Source organism: Lacibacter sp. H407 (assembly GCF_037892605.1).
GTDB lineage: Bacteria > Bacteroidota > Bacteroidia > Chitinophagales > Chitinophagaceae > Lacibacter.
In genome coordinates, this window is record NZ_JBBKTU010000001.1 from 1,811,991 (window position 1) to 1,837,302 (window position 25,312).

The 25,312-nt window shown below is 39.7% G+C and carries 16 protein-coding genes; 10 read left to right on the forward strand and 6 right to left on the reverse strand.

Annotated elements, in window-relative coordinates; genetic code table 11:
• Nucleotides 1-312 precede the first annotated feature (312 nt).
• From WG989_RS07890 to porN, 10 genes are all read left to right on the forward strand, one after another.
• A complete protein-coding gene (locus WG989_RS07890) occupies nucleotides 313-4,149 on the forward strand; it encodes a right-handed parallel beta-helix repeat-containing protein (protein WP_340428523.1) in 3,837 nt (1,278 codons plus the stop codon).
• A gap of 194 nt (nucleotides 4,150-4,343) precedes the next feature.
• The gene (locus tag WG989_RS07895; RefSeq protein ID WP_340428525.1) at nucleotides 4,344-6,293 is read left to right on the forward strand and encodes an alpha-L-fucosidase; all 1,950 of its coding nucleotides are present in this window, start codon (nucleotides 4,344-4,346) and stop codon (nucleotides 6,291-6,293) included.
• A 528-nt stretch (nucleotides 6,294-6,821) separates the two neighbouring features.
• Nucleotides 6,822-8,627: a BamA/TamA family outer membrane protein gene (locus WG989_RS07900; RefSeq protein ID WP_340428526.1), complete on the forward strand. Its 1,806-nt coding sequence runs from the start codon at nucleotides 6,822-6,824 to the stop codon at nucleotides 8,625-8,627.
• Nucleotides 8,628-8,726: 99 nt separating this feature from the next.
• The gene (locus tag WG989_RS07905; RefSeq protein ID WP_340428527.1) at nucleotides 8,727-9,614 is read left to right on the forward strand and encodes a DUF4271 domain-containing protein; all 888 of its coding nucleotides are present in this window, start codon (nucleotides 8,727-8,729) and stop codon (nucleotides 9,612-9,614) included.
• A 56-nt stretch (nucleotides 9,615-9,670) separates the two neighbouring features.
• Nucleotides 9,671-10,441, forward strand: coding sequence for a uroporphyrinogen-III synthase (locus WG989_RS07910; RefSeq protein ID WP_340428528.1), 771 nt, complete (start codon nucleotides 9,671-9,673; stop codon nucleotides 10,439-10,441).
• 65 nt (nucleotides 10,442-10,506) lie between these two features.
• Complete coding sequence (locus WG989_RS07915; RefSeq protein ID WP_340428530.1) at nucleotides 10,507-12,570, forward strand: thioredoxin domain-containing protein; 2,064 nt, start codon at nucleotides 10,507-10,509, stop codon at nucleotides 12,568-12,570.
• 162 nt (nucleotides 12,571-12,732) lie between these two features.
• Nucleotides 12,733-14,001, forward strand: coding sequence for a T9SS ring complex lipoprotein PorK/GldK (gene porK / locus WG989_RS07920; protein ID WP_340428532.1), 1,269 nt, complete (start codon nucleotides 12,733-12,735; stop codon nucleotides 13,999-14,001).
• Between the two features lie 112 nt (nucleotides 14,002-14,113).
• The gene (porL, locus tag WG989_RS07925) at nucleotides 14,114-14,860 is read left to right on the forward strand and encodes a type IX secretion system motor protein PorL/GldL (protein ID WP_340428533.1); all 747 of its coding nucleotides are present in this window, start codon (nucleotides 14,114-14,116) and stop codon (nucleotides 14,858-14,860) included.
• Between the two features lie 53 nt (nucleotides 14,861-14,913).
• A complete protein-coding gene (porM, locus tag WG989_RS07930; RefSeq protein WP_340428534.1) occupies nucleotides 14,914-16,437 on the forward strand; it encodes a type IX secretion system motor protein PorM/GldM in 1,524 nt (507 codons plus the stop codon).
• A gap of 54 nt (nucleotides 16,438-16,491) precedes the next feature.
• Entirely contained in the window at nucleotides 16,492-17,565 is a 1,074-nt protein-coding gene (gene porN / locus WG989_RS07935) for a type IX secretion system ring subunit PorN/GldN (RefSeq protein WP_340428535.1), read from the forward strand.
• A gap of 263 nt (nucleotides 17,566-17,828) precedes the next feature.
• On the opposite strand, the gene uvrC is transcribed toward porN, so the two are convergent.
• The 6 genes from uvrC to WG989_RS07965 form a co-directional block, all read right to left on the reverse strand.
• Nucleotides 17,829-19,640 carry an excinuclease ABC subunit UvrC gene (gene uvrC / locus WG989_RS07940; RefSeq protein ID WP_340428536.1) on the reverse strand — a complete coding sequence of 604 codons (1,812 nt, stop codon included), beginning with the start codon at nucleotides 19,638-19,640 and terminating at the stop codon, nucleotides 17,829-17,831.
• Between the two features lie 2 nt (nucleotides 19,641-19,642).
• Nucleotides 19,643-20,212, reverse strand: a complete 570-nt coding sequence (locus tag WG989_RS07945; RefSeq protein WP_340428537.1) for a hypothetical protein — start codon at nucleotides 20,210-20,212, stop codon at nucleotides 19,643-19,645.
• A 58-nt stretch (nucleotides 20,213-20,270) separates the two neighbouring features.
• On the reverse strand, nucleotides 20,271-21,665 hold the full coding sequence (locus tag WG989_RS07950; RefSeq protein WP_340428538.1) for a porin family protein: 1,395 nt from the start codon (nucleotides 21,663-21,665) through the stop codon (nucleotides 20,271-20,273).
• A 33-nt stretch (nucleotides 21,666-21,698) separates the two neighbouring features.
• Nucleotides 21,699-22,283 (reverse strand): RNA polymerase sigma factor, encoded by a 585-nt coding sequence (locus WG989_RS07955; RefSeq protein WP_340428539.1) that lies wholly within the window; start codon nucleotides 22,281-22,283, stop codon nucleotides 21,699-21,701.
• A gap of 146 nt (nucleotides 22,284-22,429) precedes the next feature.
• Nucleotides 22,430-22,999: a PepSY domain-containing protein gene (locus WG989_RS07960; protein ID WP_340428540.1), complete on the reverse strand. Its 570-nt coding sequence runs from the start codon at nucleotides 22,997-22,999 to the stop codon at nucleotides 22,430-22,432.
• An 11-nt stretch (nucleotides 23,000-23,010) separates the two neighbouring features.
• Nucleotides 23,011-25,287: a TonB-dependent receptor gene (locus tag WG989_RS07965; protein WP_340428542.1), complete on the reverse strand. Its 2,277-nt coding sequence runs from the start codon at nucleotides 25,285-25,287 to the stop codon at nucleotides 23,011-23,013.
• Nucleotides 25,288-25,312 lie beyond the last annotated feature (25 nt).

Sequence of the window (25,312 nt, forward strand, 5' to 3'; positions counted from 1 at the left end):
CACTATGAACTGTTTATCCCTTCAGTTTAGTTCAAATTAATTCAATTTACATGTGTGAAAAGTGAAACCCTGATAGGATTCAATCTATAGGGTAGCCAAGATATTACTACACCTAATATCTATCAATTGCTTATAACTAAGGGAAAAAATCAAAATCATGCCCACGGCATTTAGCAAAATATAGAATTTGGAAATGTACGAATTCAATTTCCGCTGTTATATCAGTGACAAAGCAGATTTTCTTTTTATAAATAGAAGATACAATGTTATGTTTTTTCTGAGTTCAACTTTTTTATTACCTAATATATTATTATGAAGAAAAAATTACTTTTTGTATTATTTGCGATTGCCTGTCTGTATAGCTCAGCACAACAGGTTTATCGGGAAGATTTTGAGTCTGCAAACATCGGGGATAATGGTAGTCTGTTAGGCTGGAACAGTTTCTTTGACAGGGGAGCTAGTAGAGTGGTTCAAGGCAGTGTCGGCAATACTTCAAAGGTTCTTTTGGCTTCAAACTCCGTTGGCGGCGATCATTTTTTAAGATCTCCGTTATTTGAAATACAAGGTGGAAAAAGTTATACAATCAAGTTTGATATTTCTTTGTCGAATGCCGTTTATCTTATTCGTATACGTACGGAAGACAATCTTGGAAACAATACCCTTATGCCTATTTCAGGGGTTAGCTTAAGTACTACCAATGGCACGGTAAACAATGCAAATGCGTCAAGAATAGAAAACCTGACACCTAATGTGTTTGGTACCACAACAGTTACATTTATAGCTCCTCCGGGGCAAACCAAGGCACAATTACAGATTTATCAGTTTGGGATAAACAGTTTTATGTTGGACAATGTATTTGTGGATAGCAAAACATTGGGTTATTGGCAATCTGAAGCTGAACTTGGTGTACTTGCTGGTAATGCCTCTGCAACTTCGGGATGTACCAACGCATCCGGTGGTTCATTTGTGAACTTAGAAAAAGAAAGTGGAAATACCTTAACTTTTAATGATGTTTCGGTGAGTGAGGCAGGTACCTACAGCCTTAACACGAAGTATTTTTATAACGGGGGCGATAGCTATTTATCCTTTTTTGTAAATGGGGTTTTTGTAAAGCAGGTTTTGGTAAAACAAGCACCTTGGTGCTTTCAGGCGCCTGCAACGTCCACCAGGGTTGAATTGCCACTCAAAAAGGGAATCAATTCGATTAAGGTTGCCCCATCTCAAGGAAAACCTTCACCATTTTTAGACCGATTTGAGCTAAGTGAAAAACCTGTGAACGATTGGTTTTCTGAAGCTGAAGCAGGTTCTCTGTCCGGTGCTGGTTCGCAAATCATAACAGGCTGTACAAATGCCTCGAACAGTTCTTTTGTCAACTTGTACGGATCAACAAATAATCGTTTGTCGTTTAATAATGTTACTGTACCGGAGGCTGGCTATTACAAATTAAACTTTGCTTATTTCGGGATTACTGAAGGGCAAAGCTTGAATGTTTTGGTGAATGGAAGCTCAAAAACAATTTCTTCAATTAAAACCGGAAGTCTGTGTAGGGATGGTGGAGCTTTGTTTGAAAGTGTTTTAATTGAATTTAATGCAGGTGTCAACACTTTGGAATTTAAACCTATTGGTGGCAACGTAACCACGCCTTCTATCGACTGGTTGGAGTTAATTAAATTTACTCCTGCTACCATTAATCTTGCTTTGACAAAGCAACGTTTGATGCCCGGTGAAACCATTGTTATTATGGCGAAAAGTGATATCCCTGTGAATGGAGACAATTCTTTTCAATTTAGTATAACGGGAATCGATCCGTCAGACTATTCGGTTAGCAATACTGAAATAATTATTGGGTTAGGAAAATCTGTAGGTGCTGTTTCTTTTACGCCAAATAAAGGAATTGGTGAGAAATCAATACAAATAACATTAACGGGAACTACTTCAAAAGATGTGGTGCTGGGTAACAGGCTAAGTAATAATGCTGAAATTACCACTATTCCTAAAACTTTTTATGTTAGCTCTTCTGAAGGTGACGATAGTAATGATGGTAAATCGGAAGCAACTCCGTTAAAAACACTTGCAAGGGTTACCGAATTGGGTCAAATTACCGGTGACGATATTCTTTTTAAAACCGGCGATGTTTTTAACGGCCAATTGGTTATTTCTGCCAGCGGAGTTGAAAACGATCCGATTGTGGTAAGCAGTTACGGTGAAGGAGATAAACCGTTATTGAATGGAAGTAATGCTCCCGATGGTAAAGGTTCGTATCTGGAAGTTATTCGTGTTGAAAATCGGGATAATATTCAAATTAAAAATTTAGCCATCACAAATCCAAGAAGTAGTTCCCGTGAAGGCGTCCCTGATTCGGAAAGCTTCGGCATTTACCTGTTAAACTCAGGAACTGAAAAATTGGAGAATTTTGTATTTAAAAATCTTACCATTACCAATGTTTTTTCTGTTTCGAATATTAATGATGTTCCTTTTGATGCAATAAGGGTAACAGGTATTTTTGCTGAAACGGACAATAGTCACCCGGGCTCTGTAAAGTATATTGAAGATGTTTTGGTCGAAGATTGTTATTTCTCCAGAATTGGGAAGTTAGGTTTTTGGTCGAGACGGATATTTTCACCCAATGAAATCCTTGACAGGGAATCCATAAAAAATCGTGATGTTATTTTCAGAAACAATACTGTTTTTGAAAATGGGGGGTCTGGTATTGTACTGTCAAGCACAGCGAATGCGCTTGTGGAATCTAATATTTTTGAGTTCACAGGTTCAGGGGTTGTTCCAAATAAAATGACTGCCCGTGGCAGCGGTGCTTGGTTTTTTCAGAGTACCGATGTCGTTGCTCAATATAATATTTCCAGACATGCCCGTGGAAGTAATGACTCTTATGGAATGCATATTGATTATGGTAATAAAAATATTTTATTTCAGTATAACTACTCTGAAGATTCTGAAGGTGGCTTTGTGGAAATATTGGGTGACAATATTAACAGTATCTGGAGATATAACATTAGTGTGAATGACGGGTTGAGGCAACGAAAAGGAAATACGTTATGGATATCAGATTTTGCTGGTACCAGAAGTATTAGGTCTTCCAAAAATTATATTTATAATAATTCAGTTTACGTGGGGAACGGTTTAACGCCCGATATTTCCATAGAATCCAATGATGCTTACATATATAACAATATATTCCAGTCGGTTAATGGCTCAAAAATAGGAGAGGAATATATTTTGGATACTAAAGAAGGAACCTTAGATATTTCAAATAACATTTTTGATGGGGATATAAATACTGTTTTTAAGGGTCTTGATACAAAAGCGGTAATAGCTGATCCAAAATATGTGGAGCCAGGAAAATTGGAGGCTGCTGGCTACAGGCTTTTCAAAAATAGTCCGGCCCTTAAGAATAGGGAAGAAAAACCGCACCCCTCTTTTCCGGCAGCCGGCACCGGTATCTTTGCCCATATTTCTGAGGAACCAACTACAGATTTCTTTGGGAATTCCCTTTTTGATGAATATGGAGCGCCGCTCACGCCAATTGGTGCGTATGCTGGAAAAGGTTTAAAAGTTGATAAGTTGATTGTAGTGGCAGATTGTGGTGCCCCTTCTGAAAATACTGTCAAGTGGGCTGTTAAGAACCCAAATGATTTTTCGGTATTAGTTAATTGGAAGGTATTGGAATCTGGTGAAACAGGATCAATACTTGCCCTTCCCGGAGATAGTTTCATCGAAACACAAAAAGTAATGGGTATGGATATTCAAACTCTTGAAATATCGTGGAACGATGAAAAAGGGAAATTAGGTATCACAAAAAATGACACGAAAGAGTGCACTAAAATTTCTAATAAAACAACTTCTTTTTCAGAAGAAGATATTCCGGATTATTTGGAAGTGATTTATCCCAATCCTGTCAGTAAAAATGGAATCTTGAATTTATTAATTTCTTCCAAAGTTAATAGACAAGCTATTATTCAGATTTATGGACTTGATGGAAGAATCATCAAAAATGAAAATAGACAAGTAAATGCAGGGAAAACCCTTGTTCAAATTAATTTGAATGAGTATGATTTAAGAGAGAATACAATTGTTGCTCTTAAAGTAACGATCGGCGAAAAAAAGTTTACCAGGAAAATTATAATTCAATAAAAGGTTCTGGCTAAACTCAACATGTTTATGGCAAATTATTGATGCGTCTATTAATGCAGGAAGGTATATAGATCGGTTTGTTTTTGGCACCAATCCTTACTGGATTCTCTTTATTGCATTGAATGAATCGTCTCCGGAAAGTATAAAAGGTCAAAAATTAATTATTCAATCAAAAGGATACTTATAAAAATAAAATGGAACTAAACTATCTTTTAAGTGTATCAAAAAACAAAGTTGTTTTAGTTTTTTTATTAATCATTACACTAACTATAAACGCCCAAACTTCTAAAACGTCAATTCAAAATGATACCAAATTAATCGTCAATTCAGATTTTGAAACAGGTAATTTAGATGGTTGGAAACACTGGAAAACAAAAAATTCCGTCATCACTAACGAAGCATATTCAGGAAAATATGCCATTAAAATCGGACCAGAAAGAGGGTTTTGTATTCAGGAAACTAAAGTAAGACCCAACAGCCTTTACAGAATTTCAGCTTTTGTAAAAACACAGTCAGGCGCCGAAGAAGTTCAATTAGTAGTCAGTGATTTTGGGGGTCCTGCAAAATCTGTTTCAAGTGCGCTTACCGAATACAGCAAAGTGAGTGTTGACTTTCAAACAGCTTTTAGTACAGATAAGTTATTAATATCGTTAATCCATCCTTCAGGAAATGGCAGTGGTTATGCTGATCAAATTGAATTGATCTATTTAGGCGAAGCACCCGCACCCAAAATACAGGAATTCGTAAAAATTCCTGAAAGAGTGCTTAAAGAAGAAGGTGGTGTTAGGCAATTACCAAACAACAAAATGGATTGGTTTCTTGATGACAAATTTGGCATGTTTATCCATTGGGGAGTTTATGCTGCCATGGATGAAGGCGCTGAATGGATAAGACACCAAGAAGCATGGGGATTTGAATACTATCAAAGGCGGGCAAGAAACCCCAAAACGGGTTTTACAGCTTCAAAATTCGATGCCAATGAATGGGCATCTTTGGCAAAAAAAGCGGGTATGAAATACATGGCCTTAACCACAAGGCATCATGATGGATACGCCCTTTTTGATAGCAAGCACCCTTTTAGTTGGACAAGTCAAAAAGATTTAGGACGTGATTTTGTCAGAGAGTATACTGCTGCAGTAAGAGCGGCTGGACTTCGTGTGGGCATGTATTATTCGCCTATGAGTTGGCGTTATCCAGGCTATTATGATGTGACCGGAAAAGATGTAAAACCCAATGTTTGGGGCTACAAAACAGCTGCCTGGCATAAAGAAGATGCCCGTGACATGAAAGAGGAAGTCTATGAGCAAGTAACAACAATCTTAAAAGATTATGGCAAAATAGATTATATGTTTTGGGACGGCGGCTGGTTAGGGCAGACCATTAACCCAGAATTGGAAAGAGCTTTTTGGGATCCTGGAAAGTATCAAAATCCAGATAATGAATGGCCAATTAATGAAAAATATATCACCAAAGACGATGCAACCGGTAAACCTTTAGGCATCATGGGATTGGTCCGTAAATTCCAACCCGATTTGGTGGTGAATGAACGCTTTTCATGGATTGGTGATGTGCATGCGGAAGAAGGCGGTAGTGCTACATCTGGCGATATTCGCTTTGAACATTATGGCGAAAAATGCGTGAGTCTTCAAAAAGGTGGCTGGGGTTACAGACCTAATAGAGATGTTTATAGTTTTGAAGATGTGGCGGTTTTCTTGTCTAACTGTGTGGTTCGAAATATCAATTTATTATTGAATGTGGCACCAGATAGAGAAGGCGTTATTCCTGAAAACCAACAGAAAGTGTTACGTCAAACAGGTGATTGGCTATCGAAAGTAGGGCAAGGCATTTATGGCACCAGAGGTGGACCATGGCAGCCGCTTTTTGGTGAATATGGATTTACGTTTAAAGAGAACAAAATTTATTGTCACGTTTATCAAGGCTATCGCAATCTTAACACAAGAACATTTACGCCCCAGTCTTTAGGAAATAAAAAAGTGAGCAAAGTGGTCAATCTTTATGACGGCAACGAACTTAAATGGGTAAAAAATAACGATAAAACAATCACGATTAGTGGAGTTGATTATTCCTTAAATCCAGCAACCACGATTTTGGAAATTACCCTAACAGAATCTGTATATAAATAGACAACAAACAATTCTCTGAGAAATGTAATTTGACTTTGTAGTAGTGCGCTAGTTACGATTTGGGAAGTAATCTTAAAATTCACCAAATGCCGCCGCTGGGAGTTTTTCAATGAAGAGAAGTCGTTCTTTTTGGTTTATAATTAATCAAAAATAAATTGTTGGAAAACCAAGGTTGGGTCCATCGCATTCAAAAGGAGCCATGAACCTGTCAAATTGATTTATTTTAAGTTCCGGATGCGATTTATTTTGCGATTAAAGATTGAAACGATAGCTCCCGATTTTTCATGGGGAATATAGCAACCATCAGACTGAACGGGCAGTGAAGGCGTATTAAAACGCTCAAAGCATTTTAACTCTATTTTTAGCCTACTGTAATATGATTTTACTTTCCCGCAGAACCTGCCTGTAAAAAGGATTATGAATATAATTGCCTGCCATGTTTCTGTACAACCGATCAATAAAAGAAAAAAGGAATCGAAGTTTCAGTCAAATGAAAGCTTAATTTCGACATTGCAAAACTAACCGTTCGTGCATCAAAAACGTTCAGCATTTTATAAAACTGTTTTTCTTATCGGTAGCTTTTGCCTGCTGTTATTCACCGTAGGTGCACAAACCAAGTACCAATTGCAATATCGTTTTATTGATACAACCGACGTATCCACTTCGTTAGGATTACAACAGGAATTTTTTGACAGGATCAGTTGTTCGCAATACATTTTTGACTTGCCGAAGTTGTTACAGAAAAAAGGATTTGTTACAGCTTCTGTTGATTCGGTACAAATGGATTCAACAAAAGCAGATGTGTTGCTATTTCTCGGGCAAAGTTATCGTTGGGCAAAACTGAATGCAGATTCTATTCCGCAAGAACTACTCAACGCAGCAGGTTATCGTGATAAAAACTTTAAACTGCAACCACTTGATTATATCGCTGTTCAGCAATTACAAACAAAATTACTCGACCGTTTGGAAAACACCGGCTATCCGTTTGCTAATGTGTACCTGGATAGTTTTGAATTGCAAAATGATGGTATCAATGCAGTGCTGAAAATCGATGAAGGGCCCTTGTATAAAATAGATAGTATTCGTGTGTATGGCGATGTAAAGATCAGTAACCGTTTTCTGCAACGGTATCTTGAAATACAAGATGGTTCCATTTATCAAAAACAAAAATTATTAAACATCAGTCCACGTTTATTGCAATTACCTTACTTGCTGGAAGAACAAAAGTGGAACATGAGTTTCCTGGGAACGGGTTCAATTGTGAATCTTTATCTCAAAGAGCGAAAGAGCAGCCAGATCAATGGTTTGATTGGTTTTCTTCCATCGAACGATCAATTAGGCGGCAGTAAATTATTAATAACAGGTGATTTTAATCTTAACCTCAAAAACGGCTTTGGTTTAGGAGAAGCGTTGAGTATTGTGTTTCAGCAAATACAGGTACAATCGCCTCGCTTGCAATTAGGTTATCAGCAACCATTTTTATTTGGTTCTCCCTTTGGCGTTGATTTTTCATTTGACGGTTTTAAAAAAGACAGCAGCTTTCTCAACATCAATTTGCAGATGGGCGTGCAATATGCATTTGGCGGCAACCGCAGCGGAAAGATTTTTTATCAGCAGTTTATTTCAACGCTGCTGGATGTTGATACCAATGCTATCCGCAACAGCAAACGATTGCCCGATCAGATCGATCAAACTACCTCAAATATTGGGTTGGAATACGAATGGTTTACCACCGATTACCGATTCAATCCACGCAAAGGTTTTGATATGAAGTTCACCGGTTCGGCAGGTATCCGTCGAATACGACCCAACAATAATATTTCAAACCTGAAAGATCCATTCAATCCCGGTTTCAATTATCAATCGCTGTACGATTCTGTTGGTCTTCGGGCATACACTTTCCGATTGCGGGGAAGTATAGCGAAGTATTTTAAAACCGGAAAACAAACCACGATCAAAACAGCCGTGAATGCCGGCTTGGTCCAAAGCCCACGCATTTTCAGAAATGAGTTATATCAGTTAGGTGGATTTCGATTGTTGCGTGGGTTTGATGAAGAGAGCATTTTTGCATCTGCCTATGCAGTGGCAACGGCGGAGTATCGAATACTTATTGGATTGAACAGTTATATCTATGCGTTTGCAGACGGCGGATGGGCAAGGAACAACAGCCAGTTTGCTAATACGAGCAATACATATATCGGTTCTGGGCTTGGCTTGGCGTTTGAAACAAAGGCCGGCATTTTCAATATTGCATTTGCGGCGGGTAAGCGGGATGATCTTCCGTTCAATCTTCGGCAGAGTAAAATTCATTTCGGCTATGTGAATTTTTTCTGATGGACAACAATTCAAATTTTCTGTTACAGAAATTTGTTTTGTGAACAGTGAAGTTTGTTGTGTTGGTTACAACCGTAATAGTATTTTTGCAATCAACGCATGCGCTATTATCTACTCTTTCTTTTTTTGTTGTTCAACATTGTTGCCAACGCACAGGATTCACCTGTTGTAAAGCAACCGGCTGATTCGTTGTTACCCGGGTTAACAATTGCGCCCATTACAAATGTTGTTGCGCCAACTCCTGTTGTTCCTTTTGATTCCTGTTACCGAAGCGTGCTGCAGCAATCAAAGTTGAAGTTGTTTGCATCCCCTCAATTTCAAATTGAAAAAGAAAAGCAATTGCTGCAAAAAGAATGGCTGTTTTATTATATCCTCGGACTTTCGTTGTTGTTTGGTTTGTTGCGTTTGAGTTATCTCCGATACTTCAACGACATGTTCCGTGTTTTTTTCCGCACCTCCTTACGGGTAAACCAGATACGGGAACAGTTGGTGCAATCGGGCCTGCAGTCGTTATTGTTTAATTTGTTTTTTGCAGTTGCAGCAGGCACTTATGTTTATTTACTCATTGATTATTTTGACGTATCTATCCAGGTGCCGGAGTTGTTCATTCCGCTGATCACTGCGGGGGTAATTGCGTTATTATACCTTGGCAAATATATTTTCCTTCATTTCAGCGGCTGGTTATTCAGTATGAAAACGGCGGCCGAAACCTATTCGTTTGTTGTGTTTTTGATCAATAAGATCATCGGCATTATTTTGTTGCCTTTCCTGTTTGTGATCGCTTTTGCCGAACGGGGTTTGGCAGGGGTTGCTATAACTATTTCCCTGTCAATTATTACCGCATTATTTCTGTACCGGTTTTTGCGGGCGTACGGACCTGTTCAGTCTGAGATCAAAGTGGGGCGCTTTCATTTTTTCATCTTTTTCCTGGCTTTTGAAATTGCCCCCCTGCTACTGATCTACAAGGTGATCCTTGGTTTTTTGTAAGAAAATGTGCTTACCTTTGCAGAAATTTTCCAAATACACGCAAGGAAAAAACCGGTATGAAGCCCCAAAAAGAAAAAGCGATCAAGACTATTCTGATAACGCAGCCCAAGCCGGAATCCGAGAAGTCTCCATACTACGAACTTGCCCGGAAGTACAATCTTGAATTGTCGTTTCAGCCCTTTATACGCATTGAAGGCATTCCCTCAAAAGATTTCCGCAAGCAAAAAATTGACATTACCAGTTTCTCCGCTGTGATATTCACCAGCCGAAACGCTATTGATCATTTTTTTCGCATTTGCGAAGAAATGCGGATCGTAGTTTCACAGGAAACAAAATATTTCTGCATCACAGAAGCGGTGGCCTTGTATCTTCAGAAATTTATTCTTTACCGCAAACGCAAAGTATTTTATGGTGCCGATGGTACCAATAAAAGTTTGTTTGATGTAGTGAACAAGCACAAAGGCAACGAACGCTTTCTGTATCCCTGCAGCGAAAATCTCGATAACGAGATCACTACCTGGTTGCGGAATCATAACTGCGAATTTGAAACACCCATCCTTTATAAGACAGTTAGCAATGATGTAAAAGACCTGGTTACGACCGGTGATTTTGACATCATTTGTTTTTTTACGCCAAGCGGTGTAAAAAGCTTAATCGAAAACCTTCCCAAATACAAACAGAACGGAACCTTCATTGGTGCATTTGGCGTTAATACGTTCAAAGCTGTAGAAGAAGCCGGGCTGCAATTACAGATCAAAGCTCCCGATCCGCAGGCACCAAGTATGGTTTCTGCATTGGACAAATTTTTAGCACAGGCTACTAAGTAATTTCATTTTCTTTTTTCTCCGCAAACAAAGTAGGTTTGCTGTTGCACAAATTGTGCTGAGGTTTTATGCAACACAACAATCGTTTAGCACAAGAGAACAGTCCATATTTATTGCAACATGCACACAATCCGGTTGATTGGTTTCCCTGGGGTAATGAAGCATTGCAAAAAGCAATTGCAGAAGACAAACCTATTCTTGTAAGTATTGGTTATTCTTCCTGCCATTGGTGCCATGTAATGGAACGTGAAAGTTTTGAAGATGAAGCAACTGCTGCTATCATGAACCGGCATTTTGTGAATATTAAAATTGATCGGGAAGAACGGCCGGATCTTGATCATATTTATATGGATGCTGTACAGGCGATGACGGGTAGTGGAGGATGGCCGCTCAATGTTTTTCTTACACCCGATCTGAAACCGTTTTATGGCGGCACTTATTTTCCTCCAGTAAAGGCATACAACCGTAGTTCCTGGAAAGAAGTGTTGTACGGTGTTGCGAATGCATTTACTGAACGCAGAGATGAGATCAATTCGCAGGCAGATGAATTGCTGCAACATTTGCAAAATGCAAATTCCTTTGGCACGCAAAAAGTAATTACGCTTGATTTTCCCAATGAAGAGTTGTTTGTTAAAAAGCAAGGAGAGCTCATGTTTGAAAACAGTATGAAATCGGCCGACAAAACATGGGGCGGTTTTGGAGGAGCGCCGAAGTTCCCTCAAACATTCACCATTTCATGGTTATTGCAGTATGCTTATTTCAGTAACAACAATGAAGCCTTGAAACAGGCATGTCTCAGCCTTGATAAAATGATCCAGGGAGGAATTTATGATCATGCAGGTGGAGGCTTTTCACGTTACAGCACCGATACCGAATGGTTGGCACCGCATTTTGAAAAAATGTTGTACGATAATGCATTGCTTGTAATTGTATTGAGCGATGCATATAAACTTACCAAACAGCCACATTATAAACGGGCGATAGAAGAAACATTGCAGTTTATTGAACGGGAGATGACTTCTCCTGAAAATGGATTTTATTCTGCATTAGATGCAGACAGTGAAGGAGTGGAAGGGAAATACTATACATGGCTGAAGGAAGAAGTGGATGCCGTTTTACAAAACGATGCAGAACTCTTCTGTAAGTTTTATGATGTTACAGCACATGGCAATTGGGAGCAAGTAAATATTCTTCGTACCAAACAGACCGCAACTGATTTTTGTAATGAGAATGGGTTGGAGTTAAGTGCTTTTGAAGCAAAAATGCTTACCTGTCTTGATCAATTATTGGCAGTAAGAGAAAAGCGTATTCGTCCTTTACTCGACGATAAGATCATTCTTGGCTGGAACGCATTAATGAACAGTGCCTATAGCAAAGCCTTTGCTGCCACCGGGAAAGAAGAATACAGAAAAAAAGCTATCAGCAATATGCAACTTCTGTTGAAAGTATTTCAAAGCAGTGAAGGCATGTGGCATGTATATAAGGAAGGCATGGCAAAATACCCGGCTTTTCTCGATGATTATGCGTTTCTTATTCAGTCGCTCATTCATTTACAGGAAATAACGGCCGATACCGGTTATCTCGAAAAAGCAAAAGAGCTTGTTGCTTATGTGACCACTCATTTTTCAGAAGAGGAAACGGGTTATTTCTTCTTTACCAAAGCAAACCAGGCTGATATCGTTGTCCGGAAAAAAGAAGTATACGATGGGGCTGTGCCTTCGGGCAATTCCGTGATGGCAGTTAACCTGCATTACCTTGGTATAGTGTATGATCAACCCGATTGGCGTGAACGAAGTACCCGTATGTTGTTGGGTTTGCAGGATGCTGTACTGCGTTACCCGGGTTCTTTTGGGGTTTGGGCAGGCCTTTTTTTGAACCAGATCAAGGGTTTTCAGGAGCTGGCAATTGTTGGAAAGGAGTATGAAAGCAAAAAAGACGAGGTATTGAGTTGGTATCAGCCGAATTTAATTCTGCAGTCTTCCGCAGAAATGAATAGTAGTTTCCCGCTATTATTCAATAGGGAGCCTCCGCCGGGTACCACCTTTTACTACTTATGTAAAGGGTATGCATGCCTCAAACCAACCGCTGAAACACAGGAAATACGGGAAGTTTTGGCCTCAGTTACAGGGTAAAACAATAAAATAATTAAATGCCCGTTATCGTTGACGAGCTATAAAAACATTTTGAATATTTAAAAATTAATTATTAGCATTGCGATGAATTTTAAGGTGATTCCTGAAAGGAGTACTTAAATTTGTCCAATACCTTAATCAAGAAAATTAAATTCTTAACAAATGAAGAACCAACTGTTAAGTTGCCTAACAATCGCCGCCCTATCCGTACTAGCTGTCAGCTGCGGTAAATCGAAGTCTTCTTCGAAATCAGCAAACAACGGTCAACTTGTTGGTGCAGCCTATGGGGCCAAGCAAAACAACAACACGCATATGGGAATGGTGATGATTCCTCAAGGGACCTTTCATATGGGTCCAAGTGATGAGGACATCAACTACGCATACACTGCACGTAACCGCCAGGTGTCGATCAGTGGCTTCTGGATGGATGCCACCGAGATCACCAATAGCGAGTACAAGCAATTTATCTTCTACGTACGTGATTCCATTGCAGCTACTGTGTTGAACTACATCGATCCGAAAACAAATTCGATCGACTGGAAAAAAGCAGCCGGTATCTGGAAAGAGAAGAATGTATATGAAAAACTGGGCCAGATGATGATGGCACCGGATGATCGCATCTTCGGTAAAATGGAAATCGATCCTGACAAATTGATTTATCAGGAAGAATATGTGGATTACAAAGCTGCTGCTTACCGCAAACCAAACGAACCTCGTTCAAAATTCATTATCAAGAATCCGATTAAAGTATATCCCGATACATTGGTGTGGGTACGTGATTTCTCATACAGCTACAATGAGCCAATGAGTCAGCGTTACTTTGCACACCCTGCGTTCGCAAACTATCCTGTGGTTGGTACCACATGGAAACAGGCAAATGCATTTTGTAACTGGCGTACACGTCACCTCAATAATTTCAACGACGCAAAAGGTTATGCAACAGAATCAAGCTACCGCTTGCCATCTGAAGCTGAGTGGGAATATGCAGCCCGTGGCGGACGTTCACAATCGATGTTCCCTTGGGGTAACTATTATCTCCGTAACCGTAAAGGTTGTTTAATGGCCAACTTCAAACCCGGTCGTGGTAACTATCCTGAAGACGGTGGTTTCTATACTGTGCGTGCCGATGCTTATTGGCCAAACGATTTCGGCTTATATAACATGGCCGGTAACGTTGCAGAGTGGACAGGTTCTCTTTACTACGAAGGTGCTTACAACTTTGCACACGACATGAACCCCGATATCCGTTATAATGCGAAGGACAGCGATCCTCCACGTATGAAACGTAAAGTGGTTCGTGGTGGTAGCTGGCAGAGTGTTGGTTACTTCCTGCAAACAAGTACCCGCAACTATGAGTACCAGGATACAGCGAAATCGTATATCGGCTTCCGCTGTGTGATTAACCTTCCACCAATGATGAAGAAGCGTTAATGCCTCAACCATTTAAATTTTGTATCCCAATATTTACCTTTTAGTCCAAAAACCTAGTTTTTTGAGCTGATCTCAAACCATCAATGATTTACCTTTTTTAAAACCAACTTTTATGGCAGTCTCTAAATCAACCGAAAAAATCACAAACATTATCGTATCCGCTGGTGCCGCCGTTGTAATCTTCGGAGCGTGGGCCAAAATTCTCCACCTTTCTTTTGCTGACATGATGCTTACTGTAGGTCTGTTGACCGAAGCAGGTATCTTCTTAGTATATGCTTACCTGGCGTCGCAAGGATATGGTATGCACGAGGAACATAAAGCTGCAGCTCCCGCAGGAACACCTGCGTTAGCTTCTCTAGATAAAATGATGAATGAAGCGAACATTACTCCAACCAGTCTCAAAAGCCTGGGCGATAATTTCCAGAAACTGAACAACACAGTTGGTGGAATTAAAGATGTAAGTGATGTAGTTGCATCAACCGGTGAATTAAGTGCAAAATCAAAAGAAGCAGCACAAGTGTTGGGCGGCATGAAAGATGCTTACCAACAGGCTGCTGCAACTGTAACTTCTTTCAACCTCGCTGCAGAAGGTACAAAAGCATACCATGAGCAAGTACAGGTAATGACCAAGAACCTTGGTTCTTTAAATACGATCTACGAATTGGAATTACAGGATACCAATAATCACCTGAAAGCAATGAACAAATTCTACGGTAACCTCACACAGGCATCTGATGCTATGTTGGGTAGTGTAGATGATGCAAAACGTGCACAGGAGCAAATTGCTGCGCTTGCCAAAAATCTCGGCACATTGAACAATGTGTATGGTAATATGATCAACGCAATGCAAGGAAGATAAACAACAGACGAATCAAAACTAATTACCTGATTTAAAACCAAAATCCGAGAATCATGGCACTACCTAAAGAGCCCCGGCAGAAGATGATCAACCTCATGTACCTCGTGTTAACAGCACTGTTAGCATTGAACGTATCTGCAGAGATCATTAACGCCTTCAAAGTAGTTGACAATAGTCTTACCACTACCAATACAGTCGTAAACCGTTCTACAGAAACGATCATGGAATCGTTCAAAATTAAGCTCGCTGCACCTGAATCAAGAGTAAAAGCCGAGATATGGATGCCAAAGGCTGAAACGGCTGTTCGTCTTACAAAAGAGGTAACTGATTATATTGAGCAACTGAAACTTAAAATTAAAGTTGAGGGAGGTTACGACCCAAAAGATCCGAACTCAACATTTAAAGAAGATAATGTTGACATTGCTACCCGCATCATGGATAAGCAAGGCGAAGGTGAAAAACTTCGTAAAAAACTGGAAGAATACAGAACAAAGATGTTGGCGATTGATCCGGCAATCGGAAAGTTGTTTGAAAAGAACCTGCCGATCAACACCGAGATACCTAAGTCAACTACCCGCAAAATGGGTAAAGTAACGTGGGCTTCTGCATACTTCCACATGACTCCAACTGTTGCGGCATTAACCATGCTGAGCAAATTCCAGAACGATGTGAAGACAACCGAAAGCCGTTTGGTAAATGAGTTTCATAATCAAGTTGGTCAGGTTGTTGTTCGTTTCGATGCCTTTGAACCAATTGTAGGTGCTAACACTACTTACCTGTTTCCAGGACAGGAAATGGAAATCACAGCCGGTTTAGGTGCATTCAGTAAAAGCAAGCTCCCTACTGTTTCAATTGCGGGTTCGCCTGTTGAACTGAACGAGAAGGGAATGGCTGTAAGGAAATTTAAAGTTGGAAGTACAAGTGGTTCTGTAAAAGTAGTTGTAAACTATACAGATCAGGATGGTAACCCTCAATCAAAAGAAACAAATCTTAATTATACTGTAGGTACTGCAACCGGCGCTTTTGTGAGTGCTGAAAAAGTGAAAGTATTGTATATCGGTTTAGATAATGAGCTCGCTGTGAGTGGTGGAAGCGTGGGTGACGAAAAAGTAACTGTCAGCATCAATAATGGTTCGCTTAGCAAAATCGGCCCGGGTCGATATATTGCAAAACCAAATACACCTGGTAAAGCAATCGTTACTGTTAATTCCGATGGTAAACCAAGCAGCTTTGAATTCAGGGTAAAAACAGTTCCGGATCCGGTTGCAATGGTTGGTGCAAGTAAAGGTGGCCGTATTCAATCAAACATTTTCAAGGCACAACGAGGCATCAGAGCCGATTTGGAGAACTTTGTATTTGAAGGCGTACAATTTACAGTTACAGGGTTTGTGATCTACTTAACCGGTGCAGGTTTTCCTGATCCTCAGTTCCGTCAGGTAAATGGTAACTCATTTGATGCAGTTCAGGACTTGATCAATAAGGCAAAGCCAGGTACGACCATTACGCTTGATGAAATTCAGGTATCTGGTCCGGGTGGTCGCAGAAAAATTCCTGGTCCGTTTTTCAATCTTTATTAAGACTTGTATATTATTTCGATAAAATCTGCGTTTAAACAGTATAAAACCGGTAAAATGAAAATGAAAAACCTTGGCGTTGGTCTATTGGTTGCATCCCTGATGGTTTCGGGTGTTGTTTCTGCTCAACAGCGGAAGAAAACAACACGTAAAACTACACCGCCGAAGCAACAAACATCCGGCTATGGCTCATCGGGTTATGGTACACCACCAACTCAGCAACAACCACAGCAGAATTCTGCGTATGGTAATAATAACCAGCAGCAACAAACAAATCAGCCTTTAGTAAATATTCCAATTGTAGTTGTTCAATCTACCGGTAATTCAGCAATGGATACGATTATACCTTCCTTGCGTAATGATGCATCCATTGAGCGTAATCTTATAAAAGATCGTCAACCGTTGGCATATGAACATATCCGTGAGGATGATGCGGTATACCGCCAGCGTGTATGGAGAGAGTTAGATACTCGTGAAAAAATGAATCTGCCTTTCCGCTATGCTGCGGACGAGGATAATGGCAACCAACGTTTCATTTCAATTATTTTGAAAGCAATACGTGACAGGGAAGTTACTGCGTTTGATGCATCTCTTGATGATCGATTCACTACTCCGCTTACTCCTGATAAAGTAATGCAATCTTTTTCAGGTGGCGTTGATACAGTGCCAGTATATGACATGCAGGGAAATATTGAAAAATACGAAGTACGTACTCGTGAATTTGATCCGGATAGCATTTACCAGTTCCGTATAAAAGAAGAGTGGGTATTTGATAAAGAATCATCACGCATGTTTGTGCGGATCTTAGGAATTTGCCCAATCAAACCTCAGTATACTTCGTCAGGTGTATTTGTGGGAATGATTCCATTGTTCTGGATTTATTATCCTGATGCCCGCAGCGTTCTTTCACGTTACGAAGCATTCAATGGCAAAAACTTTGGTGCACGTATGACATGGGAAGAATTGTTTGAAAACCGCATGTTCAGCAGCTATATTACCAAAACAACTATGGATAATCCGTATGATCGTCGTTTGAAAGATTATATCAAAGATCCGATCCTTCGCTTATTAGAAGGGGAGAATATCAAAGACAAAATTTTCAATTACGAGCAGGATCTATGGTCGTACTAAGGTAAAAATATATTGTATAAAAAAACCGCCCCGTCAGGGCGGTTTTTTTATTGCCTGTTGATAATATTATAATTGAATTACAAGTGATTACGATAGAGAAATTTGAAAATTGCAACAGAAAAAATACGCAACTTTTTTTTAAAATACCCGTATTAGGGTATTGCTTTTATAGGAAGTGTTTGTATCTTCGTTTCGGTTTTTCATAGGATATTGGATTTTAAAGACGGGGCTGGATTTCTATCCTGGCCCCATTTTTTTTGCTCTCACTCTTCATTCTTCTCCAATGCCTGTTTGATCAACTTCGCCCTGCTTTCTCCAATTACATTTGCAATCGCTTCTGCAGAAGCATTGCTGATATTATTGATCGATTTAAACTCTTTCATCAACACATCAATGGTTTCTTTACCGATGCCTTTAATGTCATCCAATTGCGTTTTAAATGCACCCTTGCTTCTTTTTTGCCGGTGGAATGTAATACCAAAGCGATGTACTTCATCCCGTATTGTACGTATCAGGCGTAATGATTCACCATTGTAATCCAGCTTCAACGATTCATTATCTCCCGGAAAAAATAATTCTTCTACATTCTTCGCAAGCCCAACAACTGTCATTTGTTTATGCAGCTTTAATTCACGAATGCTTTCCATAGCAGAAGATAATTGACCTTTACCGCCATCAATAATTACCAATTGAGGCAATGGAGCTTGTTCTTCAAGTAATCGTTTATAACGTCGCATTACCACTTCCTTCATCGATGCAAAATCGTTGATTCCGGTTACTGTTTTGATATTGAATTTTCTGTAATCATTTTTGCTGGGCTCGCCGTTTTTGAAACAAACCATGGCAGCCACCGGGTAGGCTCCCTGGAAATTGGAGTTATCAAAGCATTCAATATGCGTTGGTAATTGTTGCAGATGAAGATCTTGTTGCAACTGTTCAATGATCTTGATGCTGTTTTCTTTTCGTTTATCAGTAAGCTGCAATGCTTTCTTTCGTTTGTATTCTTCAAAAAAGATCGCTACGTTTTTTTGCGATAGCTCCAGCAATTTTTTCTTTTCACCAGATTTCGGAACAGTTATTTTTAACTGTTCATCTAATAGTTCCAATTCAACAGGCACGATCAATTCAGGTGAAAGACTTTCAAAACGGTTGCGGATATAACTCACTGCAAATTCAAGAATTTCTTTTTCTGTTTCACCTAAATGACTTTCGAGTTGCAGATTTTCTGTTTGAATAATACTTCCGTTTTGCACCATCATATAGTTGAGGAATGCTTTTTCTTCCTGTATAATGATGGAGATAACATCTGCATCTCCTAAGCGTGGGTTTACTACCGTAGAAGTAGCACGATAGTTTTCGAGATGTTCAATTTTTTTACGATTGATCTCGGCCCGCTCAAAATTCATCTCCTTTGCAAATTGCTTCATCTCTTCTTTCAAATGACGGATCACCGGCGAAAGATTTCCCTTTAGAATATTTTTGACTTGCTCCAGATCGTTCTGATAATCTTCCAGCGATTGCAATCCTTCGCAGGGTCCCTTACAATTTCCCAAATGATATTCAAGACATACTTTGAACTTTCCTTTTTTAATATTGCTTTCGCTGAGGTTTAGTTTGCAATTTCGGATGGGAATGTGCTGTCTGATGAAATCGATCAGATCTCTCACTTTTGCAACGGATGTAAACGGGCCAAGATAGGTTGAGCCATCTTGTATTTTTCTTCGTGTTAGAAAAACTCTTGGGAATGGTTCTTTTTTGATAACGATAAAGGGATAGCTTTTATCATCTTTCAGATCAATATTAAATACAGGCTGAAATTGTTTGATCAATGAATTCTCGAGGAAAAAAGCATCCTGTTCTGAATTCACTACTGTAAACTCAATGCTGTTGATGCGCCGTACCAGTTCCTGTGTTTTGTATGATTGCAGCGTTTTCGTGAAATAAGAAGAAACACGCTTACGTAAATGTTTGGCTTTACCTACATACAATAGTTTCTTGTCAGCATCATAATATTTATAAATGCCGGGCTGTGTAGGTATGCCGGGTAATACTTTTTTTAATTCAACGTCGGTCATCGTTAATAATCTTCTCGTTCATCCCAAATCACTTTCTCGGTAATCACTTTTTCCGGCTGATCTTTTTTAGCGGTGGAAGTAATGAGTACAAAACTTTTATTGTGTTTCCAAAGTAATTGTTGTGTAACTGATGAATCGCCTTTTTGTTCATGACGGATCAGGTATAATTGACTGATCCGTTCTTTTTCAGGGTTCACATAAATATCAACTCTGGACACAGGCGATTTTTCGTTCACTGCATCATAAGTAATGGTAACTGTTTCAATGGTGGCATCAGCAAAAGATATCTCTTTGAAGTTCTCTTCAAAATTTTTCTTCTCCAGTTCTTTTACAAGAAAGGGCTGTACAATTGCTTTCACCTGCTCTTTGCTGATAAATTGGGAGTCGGTATAAATGCTGTCTTGCTGTACTACTTTTAAAAAAGCAAAAGGGACCGTATCAATATATTTCAGTTGCCCCTTCATGTAGGAGCTTACATCAATATAATTCTTTGGTTCCTGTTTCTTGTTTTTACAGCTGGAGAATGTAAATAAAACTGCCAGAAATGCAGCAGCGAACATAATACGTATCATGCCGTAAAAATATCGAAAACTATAATGGGAATGTGCGCCGAAAATGTTCGGCAGAAAATCACCTTAGGGTTTTAACAATGCCAATACGGAATCCATAATCAACTAAATGTTCTTTGATGGGATAATCGCCTCTTACATTTGAGAAAAGCTGATAACGCAACTGAGGACCAGCCTGGAATTGCACATTGTTGATATCCCACCGAAGAAATGTTTCAAGGGCTGTATTCAGATTTAAGTTGCTTAACAGATCGGGTGCTTTGATATATTTCTTTAAATCGTTTGTAAGCAGGTAGCCGGAAGCTGCGATCAGGTAAGTTGGCTGAACATTCGCTGCCATATGCCACTGCAATTTCTGCCTGCCTGTTAATTTTAATTCCAGACCAACAGGTATTGAAACCTGGTATGTTTCGTTCGCCACTTCAGTCATTAGATAACGGTTGCCATCTGTATTCAATGAACTCACACGCTGAATGGTGGAAGAATAATTAAGCACAACAGTTGCTAACTGCGGCGCTGCTCTGAAAACTTCCACGTTATGACGGGTATAATTAAACTGCAAACCGGTTCTGAACTTCACATTTTTTGAAACAGGGAACAAAACAGATGCTCCGGCCTCCAGCCCTATTAAAGGACGATGCCTTACTACATTTTCAGGGGTTTGTTGAGGAAAGTTGCCGAATGTAAATTTATTGTCGCTGTATAAAACACGGTAACTCGCCGAAGGTGTAATATGGAACTGCAATAGTTTTTTATCTTTTCTGCTGCTGATCATCGGGACATTCACTTCATAATTCAATTCAGCATCGGTGAGCATTGTTTCAGGCACTAAATCTGTTGTAGCAATTGTTTCTGAAGCAACAAGAGGCTCGATTTCGCCTGGTGCTTTGATCCTTACTTCAGGCTTGATCGATGGAGCTTCAATATGTATAGTAGCTTTTTGTAATGATTGCTCTGTTGGGTTGGTTGTAACAACTGTTTCCTCAGGTAACACTGCAGGACTTACTTCTTTCGATGAAACTTGTGAGGTCTCTTGTGTATTATTTTGTGAAGCAATTTCTTCAGCTACTGCTGTTGTATTGAACACAACCGGCTGCTCAGATTTTTCGATTGCCGGAACAGTAGTTGTTATCGGAATTATTTTAGCCGGTGTTCTTTGTACAGATATACTAACCGATGCTGTGCTTACAGCCGGATTTTGTTCAGAAACTGAGGCTATAAAAGAGGTGAAATCGGATTGTTTGTTTGTTGTTTGATCGTTGGAAAGAGAAACAGAGATACCAATAAGAAGCAATGCACTTAAACCAATGGACTTGAAATTGATGATGCGGTTTTGATGACGGATGCGTTTTTGAATATTTTCCCACGACTGTTGGGATGGGTACATTTTATACTCATCTGCCTTTTCCTTCAGCATTCCTTCAAAAGATTCGTCCTTGTACATGTAGCGCTCCATAATCAGTTTTGGTTTGGTAGTAGTACGGATAATTTAAAACCGAGCATGGGCTGCTGCCACCCATTCACCTTGTTTCTGCGGCCGGAAAATGATTTTTTTCTGAATCAAGATCTGCTCCAGCATGGCTTTGGCTCTTGTGTATTGCGATCGGCTGGTACTTTCTTCAATATCCAGCATACCGGCAATTTCCCGATGTGTGTACCCGTCTATTGCAAACAGGTTTAACACCGTTCGGTAGCCAATGGGCAGCATTCTGATACATTCAACTACCTGCTTGGCCTGGATGATCGAAGGCACACTATCTTCCCTTACATGTAAGGTGTGGGCTTGTGCAATGTCAACACTGTCATTAAACTTCTTGTGTTTCTTTAAGTGATTAATGCAGGTGTGCACGATAATCCGCCTGATCCAACCTTCAAAAGAGCCTTTACTTTGAAACTGATGAATTTGAGTGAATACCCTGATAAAACCTTCTTGCAACATATCTTCCGCATCTTCCCGGTTGCGGGCAAAACGGTAACAAACGGATAACATTTTAGGACTGTACTTACTATACAATTCCTGCTGTGCAGCCGGTTGATTTTTAAGACATCCTTGTAAGATTGCTTCCTCAGACATTCACAGATGGGTTTGCAACCCTCAAGTTAGACAAATTCTTTGAAACTACTGCTGCTTTAGTGTCAAAATAAAGCAAGGAAATCAAGGTCTGTCAATCGTTTGAAGTCCATTTTCAGAAACTAGTTCAACGTTTAAAAAAGGCAGGATCAATCCTGCCTTTTTTCTTTTTTATTCCTGATCCGTTTGGGATTATACCAAAGCCAGAAACCTGTGAAGGTGAGCAGGAGCAGGCTAACACCCATGAAGGTTGTATAGGAAAGTTTCAACAGTCCATTGTTGTTTTTGATGAGATTGTCGAGTATAGAACCATCGTGTAAATGCTCAATGAAATCAGCCCGTCGTTTCTCAATATGGAGCACATTCCCGGTTGTGCAATCGAGTTGTACGGCCCAGTAATGATCCTTGAATACAAATTTCACCATTCCCTTACCCGGCCGTGCATCGATCCGGTCAATAGTTGCAGATAGGTCCAGGGATATACTGTCGTGAATCGTTTTGATGGCAATTGATTGTAACGAATCAAACGACAGCCATTGCTTTACATCAGCGGTTGTTCCCTGATAGGAATTAGCCAATAAATAACCATTGCTGTTCTTTTTCCAGCCAAGGAGTAAACCGGTGGCCGCAATAAAAAAGAAAAAGATAAACAAACCCGAGCCGATCCAGCGATGAATTTTGCGATACCATCTGGTTCGTTTTACAATTGTTTGGGACATTGTTACTTGGTTTAAAAATTGACTCTTGCTGCAACAATGAAATTTCTGCCGGGCGCAGAAAAACCCGAAGCAAAATTTCGATAGTTGCGATCAAAGATGTTTTCTACAGCAAATTGCAGTGTTGCAAACTCAAAGCTATACGAAGTACGAAGATTAAATGTAACCCAGCCCGGCATTCCATCGGCAGTTGCATATTGAGCATTGTCTTCTCCATCTGCATTGTACGCATCAAGTTTTTTCCAGCCATTGTATAATGCAAACAATTCAGCCATCACTTTATCTTTTTGATAGCTGATACTTGTTTTGCCAAACACGGGTGGAATGTGATCAAGTGGTTTGGATGATACTTTTTTGCTTACCAATGCATAGCTGCCATTGCTTTGTTTCTCGTATACCGATGAGTTTTTTGTATCGTCGGTTTCAAAACGGCCTCTGGTAAAATTGATCTGGCTGCTGAAGGTTATATACTTCGCAAAAGTTGCATACAGAGAAGCAGAGAAACCATACAAGTATGCTTTGTTTGCATTTGTATTGGCAAGAACCTGACTTCTTATGCCGTTATAATCAATAGAGTCCTCGCCATTTAATCGATACGGGGCTTTTACCAATGCATTACGGAACCATGTGTAAAAAGCACTTACCTCAAAGCGTACATTCTTGCCAATATTTTGACTAAGGCCAAGATCAACATTATATGTTCGTTCCGGTTTAATATCGGCATTCGGCACAACTACCTGACGGGCGGCTGTACTTGACTCGAAGATCTTTGCAAGATCATCAACATTTGGTGCACGGAAACCACTAGCCACATTTGCACTCAACTTTGAACCCGCAACCGGTAAATACACTAAGCCGATATTTCCGGTAACAGTTGTGTTGTTTTGATTGATCTCGGTAAAAGGCAGATTTAAAAATGAGTTATCAGCAATGGTTGAATGAAGGCGAATTGTTTGTACACGCAAACCATCATTCAATATCCACTTTTTATTTTTGAATTTGAAAACGTGTTGTGCAAACAAACCTGCATTTAATTGGGTATTCTTTCCGTTCGGATATCTCGTATCGATTTTTGTTGCTGCCCCGGTATTGATGTTTACTCGTGACGCAGTTGACTTTAATGTGTTGAACTGTCCATCTGTACCCAATGTTAATTCATTACCACCCCAGATTTTACGTGTATCCAAAACAAAGCCCGCTACCTGCACATTTTCCACTCTTCCATCCAAACGATCGTAACGACGATAATCTCTCGTGTAACGGCTTTCCTCAATTGCCTGGTAGTTTACATTCAGGTTAATATTATCGAACCAACCTGCTTTGCCAATACTTACTTCATACGAAGTAAGTAAACGTTCCTGTGGCCCATAATACCATTCTGCATAACGTAATGTGCCATTGCGTTTATCCTGCAAACGATCATAACGGGGAACATTGGTAGTATTTGAGTATTGCACATTCAACATGTGCGATACTTTTTCTGATTGCTTGAACAACAGTTTCTGCAACATATCCCATTGCTTGTAACCGGAAAATTTCTGTACCTGTGGATCCGGGTTTTTTACAACAGAATCAATACCGTTGATGCGTGTCATAAAAGAATCTCTGCGCCCGAATGTTGGATAATCATCAGGATAATTCTTTCCCATTTTCACATCACCAAAATCACTGAAGGTGTACGATTGTAACCAGGCAAATTTTTTCCAGCCAAGATTAATATCTGCATGAATTGTTTTTTCATTGTTAGCAGAACTGTAACGTGCAAAGCCACTTCCTTTCACTAACATTTTTTTACCCTCTGTTGCAAGTATGGGTGCTTTGGTACGAAAATGTACAACCCCACCTAATGCATCACTGCCATAAATGGTTGATGCAGGCCCATACAATACTTCCATACTGCTTAACATATTCTGGTCAACCGTAATTGCGTTCTGTAAATGACCTGCACGATAGATCAGATTGTTCAATCGTACACCATCTACTACCAACAATACACGGCTTGCTTCAAAGCCGCGGATAACCGGGCTGCTGCCGCCTTGTTGACTTTTTTGTACAAACACATTTCCAGTATTGATCAACAGATCGCCTGTATTCTGTGCGTTCACCCTGCTGATATATTTTGAACTGATGACATCAATACGTTGTGCAATATTTAATTTCTTTTCGGGAAACTTACTGGCACTGATCACCACTTCTGACAATTCTTTTAACGTACTATCGCTTGCTGTTTCCTGCGCATGCGCCCACAAGCCGGCAAAACTTGCCAGGAAAGCAAATGCTGTTCTTCTCATTTGTTTAGTTTGATAAAATATAAAT